This window comes from Hymenobacter lapidiphilus, assembly GCF_013377885.1.
GTDB lineage: Bacteria > Bacteroidota > Bacteroidia > Cytophagales > Hymenobacteraceae > Hymenobacter > Hymenobacter lapidiphilus.
In genome coordinates this window covers 45,813-65,787 of the sequence record NZ_JABKAU010000025.1, presented here as the reverse complement: position 1 = coordinate 65,787, position 19,975 = coordinate 45,813, and the positions used below count along the sequence as shown (strand labels likewise).

Sequence of the window (19,975 nt, the reverse complement as noted above, 5' to 3'; positions counted from 1 at the left end):
AAAAATCAAAAGAGCGTCATGCTGAGCGAAGCCGAAGCATCTCTACGGCTTCGTTGAACGACTGCTACGAAGCGGTAGAGATGCTTCGGCTTCGCTCAGCATGACGTTTTAATTGATTTCAGTTACCTCCCAAACAGCCGCACTTTAAAGCGCGTAGGCACTTACCAAAAAAAGACCGTCATACTGAGCATGACGGTCTTTCGACTTTTCAAATAGCGTTTTTGCCTCGCTATCCGCTGTAGCCGCCGCCGCTTTCGGGAGCAGTGGCGCTACCGCCGGCTTTGTCGGGCGTGGGCAGGTCGGATTCAGTTTTCACCTGCACACCGCTGTAGTCGGGGGTACCGTTGCCTTCGGTGGGCACCGGCGTTTCGTCGGTAGCAGAGCCGCCGTTGTTTTTAGGCGCCGGAGCCTCTTTGTTCTCCAGGTGCGGGGGCGTAATGACGGCCGGCTGGCTGGTGGTAGGCTGGTGGCCGGGCGTGGCCAGGGCGTCGGATTCGTCTTCGAAGGTCTTTTTCATGGGATGATGGGATGCTGAATAAAGTAGAAAGGCCGGGGCCAGACCGGTCCCGCGTCATGGGGTTCTACGAGGATGGAGCACGGGTGGCCGGTTCTTTTTTTTGCAGGACCCGATTGCCCTAGCGGGCGTACAAAGGGCTGCTTCGGGTGGCTCGCGCCGGGCTGCGTACTTTTGCTGCAGGGCTTTCCCTCATGTATCACCTTTCTATTGCTGATTATGACCCAGTTCCGCCAGGAAAAAGACACCATGGGCACCGTGCAGGTACCGGCCGACGCCTACTACGGCGCCCAGACCCAGCGCAGCATCGACAACTTCCAGATTGCCCAGGACATCAACCGGATGCCCAAGGAAATCATCCGCGCCTTCGCCTACCTTAAGAAAGCCGCCGCCCTCACCAACCAGGAAGCCGGCATCCTCGATGCCGACAAGGCCGCGTTGATTGGCCGCGTGGCCGATGAAATCTTGGAAGGCAAGCTCGACGACCAGTTCCCGCTGGTGGTGTGGCAGACCGGCTCGGGCACCCAGAGCAACATGAACGTGAACGAGGTAATTGCCTACCGCGGCCACGTGCTGCAGGGCGGCAGCCTCGCCGACGAAAAGAAGGTGTTGGCCCCCAACGACGACGTAAACAAGAGCCAGAGCAGCAACGACACCTTCCCGACGGCCATGCACATTGCGGCCTACAAAATGCTGATGGAAACCACCATCCCGGGCCTGGAGAAGCTGCGCGACACGCTGCGGGCCAAGAGCGAGGAGTTCATGCAGGTGGTAAAAATTGGGCGCACGCACCTGATGGACGCCACGCCGCTGACCGTGGGCCAGGAGTTTTCGGGCTACGTAAGCCAGCTCGACCACGGCCTGCGCGCCATCAAAAACACGCTGGCCCATCTGAGCGAGCTGGCCCTGGGCGGCACAGCCGTGGGCACCGGCATCAACACGCCCGCCGGCTACTCCGAAAACGTGGCCCGCCACATTGCCCAGCTCACCGGCCTGCCCTTCATCACGGCCGAAAACAAGTTTGAGGCCCTGGCCGCCCACGACGCCATTCTGGAGTCGCACGGCGCACTGAAAACGGTGGCCGCTTCGCTGATGAAAATCGGCAACGATATTCGGCTACTGGCTTCGGGCCCGCGCGCCGGCATCGGCGAGCTGCACATCCCCGACAACGAGCCCGGCTCCAGCATCATGCCCGGCAAGGTGAACCCCACCCAGTGCGAGGCCCTCACGATGGTAGCCGCCCAGGTAATGGGCAACGACGTGGCCATCAACATCGGCGGCATGAACGGCCACTTCGAGCTGAACGTGTTCAAGCCGATGATGATTTACAACTTCCTGCACTCGGCCCGCCTGATTGGCGACGCCTGCGTGAGCTTTAACGACAAGTGCGCCGTGGGAATCGAGCCCATCAAGGTCAACATCAAGAAGCACGTAGATAGCAGCCTGATGCTGGTAACGGCCCTCAACCCGCACATCGGCTACTACAAAGCCGCCGAAATTGCCCAGACGGCCCACAAAAACGGCTCGACGCTGAAGGAAACCGCTATCCAGCTCGGCTACATCACGGCCGAAGATTTCGACGCCTGGATGAAGCCCGAGGAGATGGTAGGCATGTAGACATGCGGAGGTCGGTGTAGGGGCGGGGCTTGTCCCCGCCCGCCGTTGAACGGAATCGTTGGGATGGTGCGAACGGCGGGCGGGGGCAAGCCCCGCCCCTACACCGACCTCCCCGACTCGGGTTGAAAACCTCATTCTTAGCCCCACGCTGACTGACGTTTAAGCTGTTTTACCGGAAGCCGCTGCCCCACCCGGGGTGGCGGCTTTCGTTTTTACCCTCATCTTCCCGTTATCCGTAAATTGCTGCTATGGATTTCACGCACGACATTATTCTGGAAAACGAGCGGGCCCAACTGCGGCCCCTCACAACGGCCGACTACGAAGCCCTGCTGTCTGTGGCCGCCGACCCCGAGTTGTGGGCTTACACCCTCACCCGCGCCGACGACGCCATCGGGCTGGCCGCCTACATTGCCCAGGCTCTCGATGACCGCGAGCAGGGCCTGCGCTACCCGCTGCTCATTGTTGATAAGCAAACCGGACTGGCGGCCGGCAGCACCAGCTTTTACAACATAAGTGCCGAGGAAGCGCGCATCAGCATTGGGTACACCTGGCTGGGCACCGAGTTTCAGCGCACCGGCCTTAACCGGGCCTGCAAATACCTGCTGCTGCGCTATGCCTTCGATGTGCTGGGCTGCGAGCGGGTAGAGCTGGAAACCGACGCCCGCAACACCAAGTCGCGCGAGGCGATGCGCCGGCTGGGGGCTACCGAGGAGGGCACGTTGCGCAGCCACCACTACACCCAGGGCGGCGTGCGGCGCGACACGGTCATCTTCAGCGTCATCCGCCCCGACTGGGACGAGCTGCGGGCGCGCGTGTTCCGCCAGACCGATGACGACCGCGCCTAAGCTGCCACCGCCCGCCGCCGGCTCCGAAACACGCCCCACAGTGCTGCAACGGCGGGCCGCCAGCTTTGGCCACGCGGTGCGGGGCGTGGGAGCGGCCCTGCGCACCGAAGTGCACCTCTGGTTCCATGCCGCCACCACAGCCGCCGTGCTGGGGCTGGGGCTGTACTGTGGCCTGGTACGCTGGGAGTGGGCGGCCGTGGCCCTGAGCGTGGGCGCGGTGTGGTGCGCCGAGCTGTTGAACACGGCCATTGAAGCAGTCGTCGACCTCGTATCGCCGGAGTACCACCCGCTGGCGGGCCGCGCCAAGGATGTAGCCGCCGGAGCCGTGCTGGTAATGGCCCTGGCCGCGCTGGTAGTGGGGGTGTTAGTGTTCGGGCCGTATTTCTTTTAGGCGCCAGGAGTAACCGTCATTCGGAGCATGCTGCGCCTAGAGCAGCATGCTCCGAATGACGGTTACTCCTGGATTACGGCTGCAGCCAACGAACTACAGCGGGGCTTCGTACCATGGCTGGAGCGCGCGGCGGCTTGCCGGCAGTTGCTGGTAAGGGCCATTTTTCCGCCGCCCACTGCCCGTATGCGAACTTCTTTTCTGCTGACGGCCGGCTTGGCAGCGGCCCTGTTTACCACTACCACGGCCTGCCAGCGCGGCGTAGCCCTCACCACGCCCACCGACCCACCGCAGTCGGGCAACGCCAACGGCGTATCGACACCCGCGCCCACCAGCGCCAACACCATCGAACCCACACCCAACTCCGAGCCGGCGTTCAGCACGGCTAAGCGCCCGGCTTGGCTCGAAGACAAGATTAAGGCGCACTTCGAGGCCAAAAAGGCTAATCCGCCCATTCAGGTTTACAGCTACCAGTACAAAGGCGCTACGGTGTACTACGAAACGGCCGGCTGCTGCGACCAGTTCAGCAACCTGTATGCGGCCGATGGCAAGCTGCTCTGCCACCCCGACGGTGGCCTGACGGGCAAGGGCGACGGACAATGCACCGACTTCACCAAGGCCCGAACCGAGGAGCAGCTCGTGTGGAAAGACCCGCGGTAGTTCTTCTGTAGCGCCACGAGCGGCAACGAGTGCAGCAGGATACTGTAGTTTTGTGTCCTCCCCACTTTTTTCTATTCCGCGCGGCCGGGGTGCACTTCCCCGGCTTCCATTTTATTTCCAGCAAAATGATTAACACCATCGAAAAGCTTGGCGCCTACAACGTATGGGCCAACGAAACGCTACTTGGCCACCTCGATGGCCTTGTGGCCCAAGGCGCTACGCTGCCCGCCGGCGGAATGCGCATCTACAGCCACGCCCTCAACGCCCAGTCTATCTGGCTGGCCCGCCTCACCAACACGGCCAGCCCCGTAAAGGTGTGGCAGGAGCACGACCTGGCGGGCCTGCACCACTGGCATGAGCAGACGTCGGAGCGTTTCCATCAGTACAGCCAGCAGGCCGACGAAACCGAACTGAACCGCCTCATCACGTACACCAACTCGGCCGGCGACGGTTTCACTAGTCAGGTTTCCGATATTCTGACCCACATGCCCATTCACGGCAACTACCACCGCGGCCAGGTGGCCAAGGAACTGCGTGCCGCCGGTCTGGAGCCCATCAATACCGACTTTATCACCTACTGCCGCGAGCTGTCGGCGAAGGCCGCCGCTGCCGACGTGCCCAGCCTGTAGGCCCGACCGAAAGCAGCCTACGCGCAGGTGTTAGCAAGCAAATGCAGGACCCTTTCGGGCGGCTCGGGCAGCCAACCGAAAGGGTTTTACGTTTGTTAGGAAGAAAGAGCGAGTGGCTGTTGCTACCGCGCTACTCTTCCCATCCCTCCCCCTTTCTATGACTAACCCACCTATTCCGGCCCAGCCGCCTGTGCTAAGCGCCGAACGCCTTGCTACCGCTTACACCTATGCCCAATACCGCCAGCTCATCGATGAGCTGATGGCCAAAGACCAGACCACTGGCGAAACCCAATCGCCCGAGCTGACGGCCTACGCCAAGCTCAACATCCAGCGCATGCAGCGCCTCGATAAGAAAGCGGAGTTGCTGCCCGAGCTGCAGCAGGCTCTGGAGGCCGTTGAGCAGACGTATGCCTGGCTTATAATTACGGAAGGCTGGTGCGGCGACGCGGCCCAGATTGTGCCCGTACTCGAAAAAGTGGCCCAGGCCAGCAATGGCCGCATCAGTACGCACTACTTGCTGCGCGATGAAAACCTGGACCTGATGGATCAATATCTCACCAACGGTGGCCGCGCCATCCCGAAGCTGGTGGTACTGCACGCCGACACCCGCACCGAGGCCGCCAACTGGGGCCCGCGCCCCGCCGAAGCCCAGGATTTGTTTCTGGAAACCAAGGCAGCCGGTGCGACGCACGAAGAATTTGCCGAAAAACTGCACGGCTGGTATGCCCAGGACAAAACCCGCGCGATTCAGCAGGAGCTGCTGACGCTGGTGCGGAGCATGTAGAAAGCTACCGCAAGCTGCTACCGTAGCCGGTCCATGCTGCGAACCAGCCGCTCATCGCGCCGGATGAAGCGGCTGGCCAGCAGGTTGAGCATCAGGGCCAGTGTGGGCAGGTAGAACCCGGCTTCGAACGTGCCAACAAGCTTGATGTTGAGCAGCTGCTCACCCTGGCTGGAGTAGTAAAAGTTGGCGGCGATAGTGCCCACAATCAGCAGGAAGTTGACCATGCCCAACTTGAGCTGGTTGAAGCGGTTGCGGAATTGGAAGATAGAAAACAGCGCCACGGCCGCCGAGGCCACGGCCAGTGCCGCAATGGACCAGGTATTGGTTGCGCCAAGGGTGCTGCCGCCCGGCGCAGCGCTGGCGAAACTGAGCGTAAAGGCTGTTAGCAGGGCCGTTCCCTGGCTGGCAGGGTCGGTTTTAGTCCAGATGGGTACCACCAGTACGCTGAGCATGGACAGGGCCAGCAGCAGCAGAAATACGCTTTGGATTCTTTGTATCATCTTTGTGGATTGACTGTTCGGCTGACTAAAAACGCCCCTGCGGGACGACAAAAGTAGCCAACTGCGACCAGAAAAACAGGATTCCTCTCCATGCCTACCGCCTATATCGTGGACGCTGTCCGCACTCCCATTGGTAAATTCGGCGGGGCGCTCAGCAGCGTCCGCCCCGACGATATGGCCGCTCACGTATTACGTGAGCTGCTCCGCCGCAACCCCACCCTCGACCCCAGCGCCATCGAAGATGTGATTCTGGGCGCTGCCAACCAGGCTGGCGAAGACAACCGCAATGTGGCCCGCATGGCTGCGCTGCTGGCCGGTCTGCCCGTTACGGTGCCCGGCAACACCGTCAACCGCCTGTGTGCCTCGGGCCTGCAAAGCATCATGGATGCCTCGCGCGCCATTCGGGCCGGCGAGGGCGACGTGTACCTGGCCGGCGGCACCGAAAGCATGACCCGCGCCCCCTTCGTGATGGCCAAATCGACGACGGCTTTCGACCGCGACTTTACGGCCCACGACACCACCCTGGGCTGGCGCTTCGTCAACCCCAAGCTCTCGAAGCTGCACCACCCTTACGCCATGGGCGAAACGGCTGAGAACGTAGCCCGCCAGTATAATGTGAGCCGCGCCGACCAGGACCAGTTCGCCTTCGACTCGCAGCGCAAGTACCAGCGCGCCTTCGAGAAGGGCCGCTTCCGCCGCGAAATCGTGCCCGTATTCATTGCGAACCCGAAAGGCCATGCGGCCCTCTTCGATCAGGATGAGCACCCGCGCCTCTCCACCCTCGAAAAGCTGGCTACGCTACGCCCTGCCTTCCAGGTAGATGGCAGCGTGACGGCCGGCAACTCGGCCGGCATCAACGACGGGGCCGCCGCCCTGCTGATGGTGAGTGAGGATGCGCTGAAAAAGTACAACCTCAAGCCCATGGCCCGGGTAGTGGCCTCGGCCGTTACCGGCGTCGACCCCGCCTACATGGGCATCGGGCCGATTTCGGCTACCCGCAAGGTGCTGGAGCGCGCCGGCCTCAGCATCGACGACATCGACCTGTTCGAGCTCAACGAAGCCTTTGCCGCTCAGGCCCTGGCTTCCATGCGCGAGCTGGGCATCGATCCGGCCAAGGTGAACGTAAATGGCGGCTCCATTGCCATCGGCCACCCGCTGGGGGCCAGCGGCACCCGCATTACGGCCACGCTGCTGCACGAAATGCAGCGCCGCGAAAACGTGCGCTACGGCCTGGCTACCATGTGCGTAGGCGTTGGTCAGGGCGCGGCCATCATCTACGAGAAGATGTAGTTAAAGGCTGTAGCGCGAAGCTTCCGCTTGGCGCGTCGTTGCTGGCTTTGTTACGATTCCGTTCAACGACACGCGAAGCAGGAAGCTTCGCGCTACTTGCCTGTTACCCCGGCCCCTCAAACATGCCCGACCCGCTGCTGAATCCGACGCTGGAACTGCCCGGATTAGCCGGGGCCCGGCTGCGGCCTTGGACGTTTGCCGACGCGCCGGCTCTGGTACGCCACGCCAACGACGAGCAGGTTGCGCGCCACATGCGCGACACGTTTCCGTACCCGTACTCGGCCGGTGACGCGGAGTTCTTTCTGTGTCTGGTGGCCGACAGCACCCGCGACCTGTTTCTGGCCATCGAGGTTGACGGCGAGCCGGTGGGCAGCGTGGGCGTACACTTCAAAACCGATGTGCGCCGCCGCTCAGCCGAAATCGGCTACTGGCTCACGCCCGCCTATTGGGGCCGGGGGCTGGCTACGGCCGTGGTACGCACCGCGTCGGCTTACGTGCTGGCTCATTTCGATGTCTGCCGGCTTTACGCAGTGGTTTTTGCCAACAACCCGGCCTCGGCCCGGGTACTCGAGAAGGCCGGCTACGAGCTCGAAGGCCGCATGCGCCGCAGCGTAGTAAAGGACGATCAGACCTTGGATTCGCTACTCTACGCGCTGGTCGTATAGCTTCATTAGAGCTGTTAGCCTATAGCTGATAGCTGTTAGCTTTTGACCGACAGACAACTTCACAAAAAGCTAATAGCTATCAGCTAAAGGCTAACAGCTCAAAAAGAATGCGCTACTTCCTGCACCTGGCCTACGATGGCACCGAGTACCACGGCTGGCAGATTCAGCCGCGGGTGACGACGGTACAGCAGGAGCTGGACCGTTGCCTGAGCCAAGTGCTGCGCCAGCCGGTGTATTGCCTGGGCAGCGGCCGCACCGATTCGGGCGTGCATGCCAGCCACCAGGTAGCGCATTTCGATGCTGACCTGCCCGAAGGTCTCGATTTGCCCACACTGCTCTACCGCCTCAACCGGGCGCTGCCCACCGGCATCCGGGGGCAAGTGCTGCACCCGGTACCGTCCGACGCCCACGCCCGCTTTGCTGCCCGCGCCCGCACCTACGAGTACCACGTGCGCCTCATCCCCGACCCGTTCGCCACACGCTTCAGCCTCTACCTCGACCGCGCCCCCGACCTGGAAGCCATGAACGAGGCGGCCGCTATGCTGGTCGGCACCCACGATTTCACTAGTTTTTCCAAGGTAAAAGGAGCCGAAAAGCACTACAACTGCACCTGTTTCGAGGCCGCCTGGCACCTGGAGCCGGGCGGGCTGGTGTTCCGCATCCGGGCCAACCGCTTTGTGCGGGGCATGGTACGGCTGGTGGTGGGTACGCTGCTGAGCGTGGGCCGCGGTAAAATGAGTCCGGCCGAGTTCGGTGCAATTTTCCGGAGCCTGAGCCGGGTGCATGCCAGCGGCGCGGCCCTGGCGGGCGGCCTGTTCCTGTGCCGCGTCGAGTACCCGCCCGAGCTGGTGGATGCGGCGCTGCTGCCGATGGGGTTGCCGTATTTTAAAGGGGAGTAAGTGAGGGGCTGGGGTCGGGCTGCCAGATGAAGCATGACGTTCCTTTTCCTGCTGCTGTCCGTTCCAACTTCCGAATCAATCTGCCCGCGGGCTGGTTACCTTTGCATTCTCGTAGAAACCACGAATGGAGCAAGCTAAACCCGCCACCAAAACCGGCAACGTATTCGACTGGCAGGTGCTGCGCCGGCTGATGAAGTATGTGCGCCCGTATCGGCGCGTCTTTTATTTCCTGATTTTCCTCACCGTTGCCACGGCCGCGCTGGGCACATTGCGCCCCTTCCTGATTCAGCAGATGGTGGATGTAAGCATCGAGCAGGGCGATGTAGCGGGACTCAACAAGATGTTTGGGATACTGCTGGTGCTGCTGGTGGGCCACGCCATCGTCAGCTACCTGCAAACCTATTTCGGCGGCTGGTTGGGCCAGTACATCGTGCGCGACATCCGCGTCGACCTCTACCAGCACATCCTCGACCTGCGCCTCAAGTTCTTCGACCGCACCCCCATCGGCCAGCTCGTCACGCGTAACATTTCCGACGTCGAAACACTGTCGGACGTGTTCAGTGAAGGCCTGGCGGCCATGATTGGCGACATTTTGCAGCTCGTGTTCATCGTGAGCTTCATGTTTTATATCGACTGGCGGCTGACGCTGATTAGTCTGTCGGTGATTCCACCGCTGCTCATCAGCACCTACGTTTTCAAGGAGAAAATCAAGCAGTCATTCCAGGAAGTACGCACGGCCGTTTCCAGCCTCAACTCCTTCGTGCAGGAGCACCTGACGGGCATGAACGTGGTGCAGATTTTCAACAACGAAGCCCGCGAGCAGCGCAAGTTCGAGGCCATCAACCAGGAGCACACCCGCGCCAATATCCGCTCGGTGCTCTACTACAGCATCTACTTTCCGGTGGCAGAAGTGCTGGCCGCCGCCGGCGTGGGCCTGCTGGTGTGGTACGCCGCCCAGGGTCAGATTGAGGGCACGATTTCCAAGGGCGCACTCATTGCCTTCATCATGTACAATGCCCTGTTCTTTCGACCAATTCGCCAGATTGCCGACCGTTTTAACACGCTGCAGCTGGGTTTGGTGAGCACCGAGCGCCTGCTCAAGCTGCTCGACAGCAAGGAGCTGATGGCCGACAATGGCACCTACGCTCCTGAGCAGCTACGCGGCGACGTGCAGTTCGAGCACGTCTGGTTTGCCTACAACGACGAGGACTGGGTGCTGCGCGACGTGAATTTCGACATCAAAGCGGGCCAGACCTACGCCTTCGTGGGGGCTACCGGGGCCGGCAAAACCAGCATCATCAACCTGCTGAGCCGCTTTTACGAAATCAACAAAGGCACCATCAACATCGACGGCCACGACCTGCGCGACTACGACCTCAAGGACCTGCGCCGCCATATCGGCGTGGTACTCCAGGATGTGTTCCTGTTCGCCGGCACCATCCGCGACAACATCACGCTGGGCAAAACCGACATCACCGACGCCCAAATCTGGGAAGCGGCCGACCTGGTAGGTGCCCGCCGCTTCATCGAGCGGCTGCCCGGCGCCCTCGATTATGCCGTGATGGAGCGCGGGGCCACGCTTTCGGTGGGCCAGCGCCAGCTTATCAGCTTCGTGCGGGCCATGGTGTATCAGCCCCGCATCATCATTCTCGATGAGGCCACCTCGTCGGTCGATTCGGAAACTGAGGAGCTGATTCAGCAAGCCATCGAGAAGCTGATGCAGGGCCGTACCAGCCTCGTCATTGCCCACCGCCTGAGCACCATTCAGAAGGCCGACCAGATTATCGTGCTCGACAAGGGCGAAATCAAGGAGTCGGGCACCCACGAGGAGTTGCTGCGCCATCAGGGTTTCTACGCCAACCTCTACCAGATGCAGTACGCGTAACGGCACGGCTACAGAATAGTGTCATGCTGAGCATGTGGCGCATAGAGCCAGAGACGGAGCCGTAGTCGAAGTATCTCTACTGCAATGCTAATCCTATCGTCTGAATTCGACTACAACGAAACGGTAGAGATGCTTCGATTACGGCTCCGTCCCTGGCTCTATGCGCCACATGCTCAGCATGACAGCCGATTACTAAACTCAACAGCTCACCTCTCCCCTTATATGAATCGAATTCTCCTTGCTCTTGCTTTACTGCTGATTGTTGGCTTTTCGGCAGTTTACTGGCAGATGGGCGGCTTCAAGGCCGCTACCGTTACGCTCGAAACCACCTCCCAGCCCTACTTTGTGGCCGGCCGCTACTACGCCGGCCCGGCTAACGACGAGGCGTTTGGCGACCTGACCCGGGAGGCCTACAACGTGCGTAAATCGGGCAAGCTGCGCGGCGACTTCGGCAACATCTTCTACAACAGCCCCGAAAGCACCCGCGACTCGGCCCGCGTGTTCGTGGGCGTACTCGTAGCCGACACCACCAGCCAGCCGCTGCCCAAAGGCTACTCCTACCGCGTCTTCCCAGCCGGCCAGCGTGTGCTGCACGCCCGCATCCAGGCCAGCTACCTCGTGGCCCCCGACAAGCTCTACTCCGGCATTACGGCCGCCGCCGAAGCCCAGAAGCTGGCGTTGGCGCACGTGTATCTGGAGCGTTTTCCCGACCAGGGCGACCCGGAAGTTTTCGCGGTGGTGAAGTAAGGGTTTTTGAACTTCCCTCAAACGTCAAACGGCCCTCCCGAAGCTTTTGGGAGGGCCGTTTGGTTTGGTAGAGTGTGCGGATTTAATTGCGGCCCAGGTAGAGTGAAATGCCTAGGTTTAGGTCGTTGAGGCCGAAGCCGAAATCTAAGGTTTGATCCGTGATTTTAATGTCCTGAGAACCATTTTCGACGCGCTCAGTCAGGCTGTTGTAACTGAGTCCGCGAAGTGTGAGCTCCAGGCCTAGCTTGTTGGTTGGGAAGAACACGATGCCCGGCAGCAACCCGCCGTAGAAGCCCTGCTTGCGGCGGTTGTTGGTGGAGGATGGCGGTCCAACGGCCAGCCTGTTGGAACTGTACACATTCTGATAGCCACCTCCCAACTGGCCGTACAGGGCTACTTTCTCACCGATAAACTTGTAATAGCGGCCGAAAACGCCGCCGCTCAGCGTACGCTCTCTAAAACCATTGATGGAGCTATTCCCTGAGATGTTGTCCGTGCTCAACGACTCGCTTTTCCTCGAAAAAGCACCAACCTGTACACCCAGCGCCAGGTTTTCAGCCACAAAATAGCCAGCGTTAGAAGAGAAATTAAACTGTCTAAATTTATTTTCGGTTGAATGATTGAAGACACCGTCAGTCTCTGTTTTTTGCTGGCTGTAGCCAATGGAGCCCGTAAGCAGCTTGGTGCCGGCCGAAATTTGGGCCTGGGCCGATAGGGTGCCGGCGCTCAGGAGCAGCACGCCGAAAAAGGAATTCTTCATAGGATGAGGAAAAGGATAAAAGATGGGCGAAAGTAAGCGTTTGCTGGTAACCAGACGACGATTCAACGGCCTGTTTATCTTCTTTAGTATCGGTATAAACCTATCTATTTTTGAGGACTGAAACTCCTGCCGAAAGCAACCTCGCCCCAAACGCCAAACTGCCCGCCGAACCAAAGTTCAGCGGGCAGTTTGAAAGAGAGGGTACTATAGGGTCGGGGTGGCAGGATTCGAACCTGCGGCCTCCTGCTCCCAAAGCAGGCGCGATACCGGGCTACGCTACACCCCGAAAAAAAGCCTCCGGGTGGGGTTCCCGGAGGCTTAATCGAAAAACATTCGTCGTCGGAGTGGCAGGATTCGAACCTACGACCTCCAGCACCCCATGCTGGCGCGATACCAGGCTACGCTACACCCCGATGAATGATGATGCAAATGTACGCCACCCAAACGGTAAAACGCAAGCAACCGCGCGGTTTTTCTTGCGCTTCGACGAGGCTCTTAGCCAGCAGAATACCTTATGCAACTGTTTGCGTGCCGGTTGTCTCCTGTTAAAGAAGCAAGGACCACCAAAAAAGTTGATTTGGCGCGCTTCTTGTCCGGTAGTAGCGGCTTACTTTTAGGTCGGCAAAACCAGTAGCAGGGGTGTTCATCGTATCTTCCCTGCCCGTATTGAACCTCATTTTTTCAGCACGTCTATGAAAACCTCTACTTTCCTGGTTTGCCTGCTGGCGTTGCTGGCAATTGGCACCATAGCACGGGCCCAGGCCCCGGCCGCCGCCACCGTAGCCGCAGCTCCGCCAGCCCTGATTACCAGCAGCACGGAAGCGCCAGCGGCTCACAACGAGGCGCTCAAGCTGCGGCTTAATCACAATCCGATTACCAATGCCCTAACCGTACACACCGACGCTACCGGCCCCACCCGCATCGAGGTCAACGGCACCGACGGCCGCCCCGTCATCACCCGCGACGTGCTGCTGGCCGGCGAGTCGGCGGTGGTCCTCAGCGTGGCCAACCTGCCCCGCGGTGCCTATATCGTGAAATGCATAGCCGGCGAACGGCGCGGCATGAAACGCGTGATGCTGGGGCAGTGACCTTCGGCAAGTCAAGGAGAAAAAGTAAAAGCCGTTGAACAGACCAAGTGGTGTCGTTCAACGGCTTTTACTTTTTCTCCTTGACTTGCCGAAGGTTATGCTTCTTCGCTCTGGAGTTGCCGCTCTGGAGTTGCCGCTCTGGAGTTGCCGCTCTGGAGTTGCCGCTCGTAGAGGGCGCGGTAGAGGCTCTGCTCGTCGCGCATGAGGGCTTCGTGGATGCCTTGCTGCCCATTCTGGCCATCGCCAAGCACTAGAGTTACGCTTTGGCTGCTTTCAAATAGAAAAATATGCAGCTTTGTGCCTGCTCGTATTGCCCGCGCTAAACGTCGAGAAGGAGTGTGCCATTACGCTCCGATTCAGAAAAGCAGCCCTTGAAGCTGTTTAGGAAGTCAACTAGAACGTCATGCTGAGCTTGTCGAAGCATCTCTACTGCTTTGTAGTGGGGCGTTCAACGAGGCAGTAGAGATGCTTCGACAAGCTCAGCATGACGTTCATTTAAATAGCAGACACTTCCTAAACAGGTTCCTTATAAATCGGCATACCGCGCAACATCATCAGATATATCAATTACCCACTTCGTTGGCTAAATCACCTTTTTTACGCTCTGCTACAGGCCTTTCCTTGCTCCTGCTGCTGGTACTGGTCTTCTTCTCGCTGTTTTTCCGCTTGGGCAGCGCTCCAATGCAACGGTGGGATGAGTCGCGGCTGGCCCTTAATGCGGCGGGCATATTGGAGCAGCGGGAGTGGCTGGTTATGTTTTACGGGGGGCAGCCAGACCTGTGGAATACCAAACCGCCCCTGATGATTTGGCTGCAGGCGCTAAGCATTAAGGCCCTGGGATATACCGATTTAGCAGTGAGGCTGCCGGCGGCCCTGGCGGCTCTGGCCACTACGCTGGGTTTGTTCTGGTATGGCCACCGCTACTTGCGAGGACCACTGATGGGCTGGCTGGCCGCTGTAGTGCTGCTGGCCTCTCCGGGCTACATCACCTTACATGTGGTGCGCACCGGTGATTACGATGCGCTGCTCGTGCTATGGACTACTATTGCCCTGCTTGCCTTTGGCAACTACCTGACGACAGGCGCCAGCCGCACGCTGTGGCTCGTTGTGGGGGCCTTTACCCTGGCAGTTTTTACCAAAGGCGTGGCCGGGGTGGTGGGCCTGCCCGCGTTGCTGCTGGCGGCTGCCTGTACCAAACAACTGCCGGGTCTGCTGCGGCAACGCCACTTATACCTGGGTGGCCTGGCATTACTGATTGCGGCAGGCAGTTACTACGTGGCGCGGGAATCAGCCGCGCCGGGCTATCTGGCGGCCGTGTGGGCCAATGAGTTGGGCGGGCGGGCAACTACCGCTCTGGATGATCATTCTGAGTCGCTTGGGTGGTACACCAATCTGCTGGCTACTTCCAAGTATTCGTTCTGGCTGGTGTTTTCTCTGGTTGGCTTAGTGTTGGGAATCCGGCAGCAGCCACGCAGTCCGGAGTATCGGCTGGTGGTGCTCTGGGGCTGCTGGGTGGGCTGGTATCTACTGGTGCTTAGCCTTGTGCAAACCAAGCTTACCTGGTATGATGCGCCCATCTATCCGGCGCTGGCCTTGTTGGCCGCCTTCGGTATCAGCATGCTGGTACGGGCAGTAACCGTTCATTTTCGGCTGCCCGCATTACGGCCCGTGGTGTGGGTGCTGCTCTCACTGCTGTTGTTCTGGGGGCCATATGCTAACCTGATGAAGCAACAGACTACCGCTCATCGCGCACGCTATGGCGAGGCTGAGGTGCAGTTTGGCCGACATCTGCAACGGCAGCGCACAGCCCAGCCTTGGCTGACAGCTTATTCCATCCTCACGTCGTCGGCTTACAACGGAAGCATGGAGTGGTACGCCATAGTTGCGCAAAAATCATTCAACGAGCAGGTTACGTATCGTTTTGACGATAATATTCCCCAGTTGGTCGCCGGCGAAACCGTGATGGTGTGCGACAGCCGACTGCGGCAGCAGTTGCAACAGCAGCGCGTGGTTCAGGTGCTGCTTCAGCAAGATTCCTGTGCCACCTTGCGGGTGTTAAAATAGCCAGCCCTGGTAAGATAGCCCACTTTCCCCTACGCTTCCTCGCTCTGGAGCTGCCGCTCGTAAAGGGCGCGGTAGAGGCCCTGCTCGTCGCGCATAAGGACTTCGTGGGTGCCGTGCTGCACAATCTGGCCGTCGTCGAGCACCAGTATTTCGTCGGCCAGCTTTACCGAGCTCACGCGGTGGCTGATGATGAGGCTGGTGCGGTTGTGCATGATGCGCTGCAGGGCGCCCAGAATGGCGTTTTCGGTGTCGGTGTCCACGGCTGAGAGGGCGTCGTCCAGAATCAGGATTTTGGGTTCCTTGACGAGGGCGCGGGCGATACTGACGCGCTGCTTCTGCCCCCCCGAAAGCGTAATACCCCGCTCGCCGAGCTTGGTGTCGAAGCCTTGGGGGAAGTCGATGATGTTGTTGTACACGTTGGCGTCGCGGGCCGCCTGCAGCATGCGCGCCTCGTCGGGCTCATCGAGGCCGAAGTTGATGTTGTTGCGGATGGAATCAGAAAACAGGAACACATCCTGCGGTACGTAGCCGATCTGGCTCCGGAGCGAAGTGAGGGCCAGGTCGCGCACATCCACGCCATCGACGCTGATGCTGCCCTCCGTTACATCATATAGGCGCGAGAGCAGGGCCGCCACGGTGCTTTTGCCCGAGCCGGTGTTGCCAATAACGGCCAGCGTCTGGCCCGGCCGGATGCGGAACGACACGTCGCGCAGGGCCTGGATACCGGTGTCGGGATAGGTAAAGGATACGTGCTCGAAGTTGATTTCGCCTTTGATGTCCAGCTCGATGTGCTGGCGCGAAACGATGTCGGTTTTCTGATCCATGAACTCGTTGATGCGGGCCTGCGAGGCCTCGGCACGCTGCACCAGCGAGGAAGTCCAGCCCAGCGCCGTAACGGGCCAGGTAAGCAGGTTCACGTAAATCAGGAACTCGGCAATGCTGCCGGTGGTAATCGTGCCCCGGATAACTTCCTGGCCGCCCACCCACACGGTGATAATCGTGCTCAGGCCCACCAGAAACAGAATCAGCGGGAAAAACAGCGAGTTGACGAAGTTCAGGCTCAGCGACTTCTCCTTGTACTCGTTGGAGGCCGCCGTGAACTGCCGGTGCGAGTCCTGCTCGCGCACGAACGACTTGATGACCCGGATACCCGAAAAGGCCTCCTGCACGAAGGTCGTCATGCCCGACAAGGAACGCTGGATTTCGTCGGACTTGCGCTGGATGATGTTATTAACGTAGAAAATACTCACGCTCAGCACCGGCAGCGGCAGCAGCGTGTAGAGCGTCAGCTTCACGTTCACCATGAGCATGAGCGGCACGATAAGCACAAACAGCAGCACGAGCTGCATGAAGTACATGATGGCCGGCCCGATGTACATGCGCACCCGGCCCACATCTTCGGAAATGCGCGACATCAGGTCGCCGGTGCTGTGGCGGCGGTAGAAGCTCAGCGGCAGGCTCTGGTAGTGCTGGTAGATTTCGTTTTTCTGGTCGTTTTCTACCAGCCGGCTCATCACAATCAGCGTCTGGCGCATGAAGAACAGGAAGATGCCCCGCAACAGCGCCATCAGCAGAATCAGGAGCGCGTAGAGCAGCACGTTACGCCCGAACAGCTCGTAGACCTGCGTTTGGGCCCGGGTACCGCCATAGAGGTGATATAGGTCGATTCCCTCGCCCACCAGATCGAAGGCGTAGCGCACGATCTGGGCCGGAAAAATGGCCAGCAGCGTACTCAGGGCCACGAACAGCACGCCCCCGAGGAAGTGCCATTTATAGCGCAGTAGATATTTATTGGTAGCGGAAATTGCAGGCACCAGCGAAAAGTTGGGAGGTGGTATAGTGTAGGAAGGTAGAAAGTTATAAACGGAGCAAAGGGTTTCCGCGGCTCGTTTAACTGCGTACAAACGCCACCGTTGGAGTATCGCCGTTGAACGGTTCGTGTCGGGCAGAACCGAATAAACAACAGCAGCAACGACGAGACGCAACATTTTGCGTCTGCACTTTCTCCCCTTCCAAACTCCCGCAAAACGGCGTACTTTTGCACCCGAATTGCGGGGGCATCGGGCCGGAGCCGCGCGGGGCGTTCATTGAGCGAAGGGAAAACAGCCAAAGGCCGTTACCAATCGTTTAACGACTGCCGGGCGCTGGCAGCGGGCCGCCACCACCGCGAAGGTACGCCAATCCTCCCCTTCCCACCCACCCATTTTCCACCTCCCCCACGTTATGGTTGAAACGCAAGTAGTAACCGAGGCCTCCGTTTTCGGCCAGATTGCCGAGTTCCAACACGAGCAGGTAGTGTACTGCCACGACCACGAAACCGGCCTGAAAGCCATCATCGGCATTCATAACACCGTACTCGGGCCCGCACTGGGCGGCACCCGCATGTGGCACTACGCTTCCGATGCTGAGGCCCTGAACGACGTGCTGCGCCTGAGCCGCGGCATGACCTACAAAGCGGCCATTTCGGGCCTGAACCTGGGTGGTGGCAAAGCCGTCATCATCGGCGACGCCGCTACCATGAAAACCGAGGCGCTGCTACGCAAATTCGGCCGCTTCGTGCAGAACCTCAACGGCAAGTACATCACGGCCGAAGATGTGAACATGACCACCCGCGACATGGAGTTCATCCGGATGGAAACCAAGCACGTTTCGGGCCTGCCCGAGAGCATGGGTGGCTCCGGCGACCCGTCGCCGGTAACAGCATACGGTACGTACATGGGCATGAAAGCCGCCGCCAAGCGCGCCTTCGGCTCCGACTCGCTGGCCGGCAAGCGCATTGCCGTGCAGGGCATGGGCCACGTGGGCACTTACCTGCTGGAATATCTGCAGAAAGAAGGCGCTCAGCTGATTGTGAGCGACTACTACGAAGACCGGGCCCTGGATGCGGCCAACCGCTTCGGTGCCCAGATGGTCGGCCTCAACGACATCTACGACCAGGACGTGGACATCTACTCGCCCTGCGCGCTGGGTGCCACGCTCAACTCCGACACCATTCCGCGCCTGAAGTGCCAGGTGGTAGCCGGCTGCGCCAACAACCAGCTGGCCGATGAGAACCTGCACGGCCCCGAGCTGGTGAAGCGCGGCATCGTGTATGCCCCCGACTTCCTCATCAATGCCGGTGGCCTCATCAACGTGTACTCGGAAGTAGTGGGCGGCAACCGCGAGGCGGCCCTCATCCAGACCGAGAAAATCTACGACATCACCACCCAAGTGCTGGCCAAGGCCGAGCAGGAAGGCAGCCACCCACAGGCCGCCGCCACCCGCCAGGCCGAAGAGCGCATCGCCGCCATCGGCAAGGTAAAATCTACTTATTAATTGAGTTATTAGTTGGTGGTTGTCAGTTGTTCGGTTGTGCTTGTAGCCATCAACCTACCAACTGACAACCACCAACTGACAACTGACAACTCTACAAAATGCTCAACCGTCGCACGCTCCGCATCAAGGTCATGCAGGCCCTGTACGCCTACCATCAGGCCGTCGGGTCCGATTATTCTTTGGCTCTTGAGCGGATTGCGGAAGCCTTCGTGCCCGATTTGACCGCCGCCGAAGCGCCTGACCGCAAGCTGCTGCAAGGCCAGCGCAAGATGGGCGAGGTCATTTTCAAGGAGTGGCATAAATCGGGCGAAACCCCGGAGCCGACCGACGATGCTGACGTGAACGACGCGGTGAAAGACGCCATCAAGTTCTACCAGGCGTCGGTTGCCAAGGATAAAACCTACTACGCCGGCCAGCTCGTGAGCGGGGCCGAAGCCATTCATGACCAGTACCTGCACCTGCTCAATATTCCGGAGGTGCTGCTGCAGATCCTGCAGCAGGAGCGTGGGCGCGACTCGCGGCGGCTGACGGCCTCCCCCGAGCCGTTGCTCGACACTACCCGGCTCACGGAAAACCAGGCTATCGGCAAGCTTTTGGAAAACCTGCAGTTGCTGGACCTGACCATTCGGCGCAACCAGAAGTGGCACGGCCAGCCCGAGCTGGACGCGCTGCGGGCGGCCTGGCGCAATGAGATGAAGCAGGACCCCGAGCTGCTGAGCTACTTGGCGGCCCCGGCCGGCAACTACGCCGAAGACCAGGAGATGCTCAAGCATCTCTACAAGGAGTTCGTGTTTAAAGGCACGGCCCTGCCCGAGTATATTGAGGAGGATGACCAGAACTGGGAAGAAAACCGCTCGGTAGTGAAGAACCTGGTTATCAAGACGGTGAAGATGCTCGATGAAGCGGCCGACGAGAATATGGTGCTCATGTCGCTGTCGGCCAACTGGGCCGAGGACAAGGAGTTTGCCGAGAGCCTGTATCAGCAGACGCTGGCCGACGACGCGCAGTATGAGCAGCTCATCGCCGACTCGTCGCAGAACTGGGACGTAGACCGTGTGGCCCTGACGGACAAGATTCTGCTGAAAATGGCGCTTTGCGAGATGCACCTCTTCCGGGCCATCCCGGTGAAGGTGACCATCAACGAGTACATCGAAATCAGCAAGAACTACAGCACGCCGAAAAGCAAGCAGTTCGTCAACGGCATCCTCGACAAGCTGGCCCAGGACCTGACGGCCAGCGGTGCCATCCGCAAGTCGGGCCGGGGTCTGCTGGACAACCAGTAAGGAGAAACGCCCGTCATGCTGAGCGTGTAGTTTTATGCGCCA

General features: G+C 59.9%; 20 protein-coding genes and 2 tRNA genes. 15 read left to right on the top strand and 7 right to left on the bottom strand.

Annotated features, from left to right (window positions below; all coding sequences use genetic code 11):
* Positions 1–229: 229 nt before the first annotated feature.
* Positions 230–517, bottom strand: coding sequence for a hypothetical protein (locus HW554_RS13595; protein ID WP_176909127.1), 288 nt, complete (start codon positions 515–517; stop codon positions 230–232).
* A 216-nt stretch (positions 518–733) separates the two neighbouring features.
* Between HW554_RS13595 and fumC the strand changes: the two genes are divergently transcribed.
* The 6 genes from fumC (at position 734) to HW554_RS13565 (ending at position 5,437) form a co-directional block, all read left to right on the top strand.
* Positions 734–2,131, top strand: a complete 1,398-nt coding sequence (fumC, locus tag HW554_RS13590) for a class II fumarate hydratase (RefSeq protein WP_176909126.1) — start codon at positions 734–736, stop codon at positions 2,129–2,131.
* Between the two features lie 248 nt (positions 2,132–2,379).
* The gene (locus tag HW554_RS13585) at positions 2,380–2,976 is read left to right on the top strand and encodes a GNAT family N-acetyltransferase (RefSeq protein WP_176909125.1); all 597 of its coding nucleotides are present in this window, start codon (positions 2,380–2,382) and stop codon (positions 2,974–2,976) included.
* Positions 2,960–3,367 carry a diacylglycerol kinase family protein gene (locus HW554_RS13580; protein WP_176909124.1) on the top strand — a complete coding sequence of 136 codons (408 nt, stop codon included), beginning with the start codon at positions 2,960–2,962 and terminating at the stop codon, positions 3,365–3,367. Before HW554_RS13585 ends, HW554_RS13580 begins: the two co-directional genes overlap by 17 nt.
* Positions 3,368–3,550: 183 nt before the next feature.
* Positions 3,551–4,024, top strand: coding sequence for a DUF6970 domain-containing protein (locus HW554_RS20415; RefSeq protein ID WP_218134716.1), 474 nt, complete (start codon positions 3,551–3,553; stop codon positions 4,022–4,024).
* A 125-nt stretch (positions 4,025–4,149) separates the two neighbouring features.
* The gene (locus HW554_RS13570; protein WP_176909123.1) at positions 4,150–4,653 is read left to right on the top strand and encodes a DinB family protein; all 504 of its coding nucleotides are present in this window, start codon (positions 4,150–4,152) and stop codon (positions 4,651–4,653) included.
* 157 nt (positions 4,654–4,810) lie between these two features.
* A complete protein-coding gene (locus tag HW554_RS13565; RefSeq protein ID WP_176909122.1) occupies positions 4,811–5,437 on the top strand; it encodes a thioredoxin family protein in 627 nt (208 codons plus the stop codon).
* Positions 5,438–5,454: 17 nt separating this feature from the next.
* Here the strand turns inward: HW554_RS13565 and HW554_RS13560 are convergent, their stop codons facing one another.
* Positions 5,455–5,937: a DUF4293 domain-containing protein gene (locus tag HW554_RS13560; RefSeq protein WP_176909121.1), complete on the bottom strand. Its 483-nt coding sequence runs from the start codon at positions 5,935–5,937 to the stop codon at positions 5,455–5,457.
* A gap of 90 nt (positions 5,938–6,027) precedes the next feature.
* On the opposite strand from HW554_RS13560, the gene HW554_RS13555 reads away from it, so the two are divergent.
* From HW554_RS13555 to HW554_RS13535, 5 genes are all read left to right on the top strand, one after another.
* Positions 6,028–7,227: a thiolase family protein gene (locus tag HW554_RS13555; RefSeq protein WP_176909120.1), complete on the top strand. Its 1,200-nt coding sequence runs from the start codon at positions 6,028–6,030 to the stop codon at positions 7,225–7,227.
* A 122-nt stretch (positions 7,228–7,349) separates the two neighbouring features.
* Positions 7,350–7,892, top strand: coding sequence for a GNAT family N-acetyltransferase (locus HW554_RS13550; protein WP_176909119.1), 543 nt, complete (start codon positions 7,350–7,352; stop codon positions 7,890–7,892).
* A gap of 107 nt (positions 7,893–7,999) precedes the next feature.
* A complete protein-coding gene (truA, locus tag HW554_RS13545) occupies positions 8,000–8,791 on the top strand; it encodes a tRNA pseudouridine(38-40) synthase TruA (protein WP_176909118.1) in 792 nt (263 codons plus the stop codon).
* Positions 8,792–8,915: 124 nt separating this feature from the next.
* Positions 8,916–10,676 (top strand): ABC transporter ATP-binding protein, encoded by a 1,761-nt coding sequence (locus tag HW554_RS13540; protein ID WP_176909117.1) that lies wholly within the window; start codon positions 8,916–8,918, stop codon positions 10,674–10,676.
* Between the two features lie 222 nt (positions 10,677–10,898).
* A complete protein-coding gene (locus tag HW554_RS13535; RefSeq protein WP_176909116.1) occupies positions 10,899–11,423 on the top strand; it encodes a hypothetical protein in 525 nt (174 codons plus the stop codon).
* A gap of 82 nt (positions 11,424–11,505) precedes the next feature.
* On the opposite strand, the gene HW554_RS13530 is transcribed toward HW554_RS13535, so the two are convergent.
* The 3 genes from HW554_RS13530 to HW554_RS13520 all read right to left on the bottom strand — a co-directional run bounded on the left by HW554_RS13530 (position 11,506) and on the right by HW554_RS13520 (position 12,596).
* The gene (locus HW554_RS13530; RefSeq protein WP_176909115.1) at positions 11,506–12,183 is read right to left on the bottom strand and encodes an outer membrane beta-barrel protein; all 678 of its coding nucleotides are present in this window, start codon (positions 12,181–12,183) and stop codon (positions 11,506–11,508) included.
* 212 nt (positions 12,184–12,395) lie between these two features.
* Positions 12,396–12,469, bottom strand: a tRNA-Pro gene (locus HW554_RS13525).
* A gap of 53 nt (positions 12,470–12,522) precedes the next feature.
* Positions 12,523–12,596 (bottom strand) — tRNA-Pro (locus HW554_RS13520).
* A gap of 279 nt (positions 12,597–12,875) precedes the next feature.
* Between HW554_RS13520 and HW554_RS13515 the strand changes: the two genes are divergently transcribed.
* On the top strand, positions 12,876–13,271 hold the full coding sequence (locus HW554_RS13515) for a T9SS type A sorting domain-containing protein (protein ID WP_176909114.1): 396 nt from the start codon (positions 12,876–12,878) through the stop codon (positions 13,269–13,271).
* Positions 13,272–13,366: 95 nt separating this feature from the next.
* On the opposite strand, the gene HW554_RS13510 is transcribed toward HW554_RS13515, so the two are convergent.
* A complete protein-coding gene (locus tag HW554_RS13510) occupies positions 13,367–13,522 on the bottom strand; it encodes a hypothetical protein (protein ID WP_176909113.1) in 156 nt (51 codons plus the stop codon).
* Between the two features lie 370 nt (positions 13,523–13,892).
* On the opposite strand from HW554_RS13510, the gene HW554_RS13505 reads away from it, so the two are divergent.
* On the top strand, positions 13,893–15,335 hold the full coding sequence (locus HW554_RS13505; RefSeq protein WP_176909112.1) for an ArnT family glycosyltransferase: 1,443 nt from the start codon (positions 13,893–13,895) through the stop codon (positions 15,333–15,335).
* A gap of 29 nt (positions 15,336–15,364) precedes the next feature.
* On the opposite strand, the gene HW554_RS13500 is transcribed toward HW554_RS13505, so the two are convergent.
* On the bottom strand, positions 15,365–17,149 hold the full coding sequence (locus tag HW554_RS13500; RefSeq protein WP_176909111.1) for an ABC transporter ATP-binding protein: 1,785 nt from the start codon (positions 17,147–17,149) through the stop codon (positions 15,365–15,367).
* A gap of 409 nt (positions 17,150–17,558) precedes the next feature.
* Here HW554_RS13500 and HW554_RS13495 point away from each other — a divergent pair, with 409 nt between their 5' ends.
* Both HW554_RS13495 and nusB read left to right on the top strand, forming a co-directional pair.
* Positions 17,559–18,650 (top strand): Glu/Leu/Phe/Val dehydrogenase, encoded by a 1,092-nt coding sequence (locus HW554_RS13495; protein WP_176909110.1) that lies wholly within the window; start codon positions 17,559–17,561, stop codon positions 18,648–18,650.
* A gap of 98 nt (positions 18,651–18,748) precedes the next feature.
* A complete protein-coding gene (gene nusB, locus HW554_RS13490; protein ID WP_176909109.1) occupies positions 18,749–19,933 on the top strand; it encodes a transcription antitermination factor NusB in 1,185 nt (394 codons plus the stop codon).
* Positions 19,934–19,975: the final 42 nt, after the last annotated feature.

Coding starts and splice junctions, on each gene's coding strand:
- HW554_RS13550 (WP_176909119.1), top strand. CDS start 7,350: ATGCCCGACCCGCTGCTGAATCCGACGCTGGAACTGCCCGGATTAGCC.
- HW554_RS13570 (WP_176909123.1), top strand. CDS start 4,150: ATGATTAACACCATCGAAAAGCTTGGCGCCTACAACGTATGGGCCAAC.
- HW554_RS13595 (WP_176909127.1), bottom strand. CDS start 517: ATGAAAAAGACCTTCGAAGACGAATCCGACGCCCTGGCCACGCCCGGC.
- HW554_RS13535 (WP_176909116.1), top strand. CDS start 10,899: ATGAATCGAATTCTCCTTGCTCTTGCTTTACTGCTGATTGTTGGCTTT.
- HW554_RS13585 (WP_176909125.1), top strand. CDS start 2,380: ATGGATTTCACGCACGACATTATTCTGGAAAACGAGCGGGCCCAACTG.
- HW554_RS13560 (WP_176909121.1), bottom strand. CDS start 5,937: ATGATACAAAGAATCCAAAGCGTATTTCTGCTGCTGCTGGCCCTGTCC.
- HW554_RS20415 (WP_218134716.1), top strand. CDS start 3,551: ATGCGAACTTCTTTTCTGCTGACGGCCGGCTTGGCAGCGGCCCTGTTT.
- HW554_RS13530 (WP_176909115.1), bottom strand. CDS start 12,183: ATGAAGAATTCCTTTTTCGGCGTGCTGCTCCTGAGCGCCGGCACCCTA.
- HW554_RS13565 (WP_176909122.1), top strand. CDS start 4,811: ATGACTAACCCACCTATTCCGGCCCAGCCGCCTGTGCTAAGCGCCGAA.
- fumC (WP_176909126.1), top strand. CDS start 734: ATGACCCAGTTCCGCCAGGAAAAAGACACCATGGGCACCGTGCAGGTA.
- HW554_RS13555 (WP_176909120.1), top strand. CDS start 6,028: ATGCCTACCGCCTATATCGTGGACGCTGTCCGCACTCCCATTGGTAAA.
- HW554_RS13540 (WP_176909117.1), top strand. CDS start 8,916: ATGGAGCAAGCTAAACCCGCCACCAAAACCGGCAACGTATTCGACTGG.
- HW554_RS13495 (WP_176909110.1), top strand. CDS start 17,559: ATGGTTGAAACGCAAGTAGTAACCGAGGCCTCCGTTTTCGGCCAGATT.
- HW554_RS13580 (WP_176909124.1), top strand. CDS start 2,960: ATGACGACCGCGCCTAAGCTGCCACCGCCCGCCGCCGGCTCCGAAACA.
- truA (WP_176909118.1), top strand. CDS start 8,000: ATGCGCTACTTCCTGCACCTGGCCTACGATGGCACCGAGTACCACGGC.
- HW554_RS13515 (WP_176909114.1), top strand. CDS start 12,876: ATGAAAACCTCTACTTTCCTGGTTTGCCTGCTGGCGTTGCTGGCAATT.
- nusB (WP_176909109.1), top strand. CDS start 18,749: ATGCTCAACCGTCGCACGCTCCGCATCAAGGTCATGCAGGCCCTGTAC.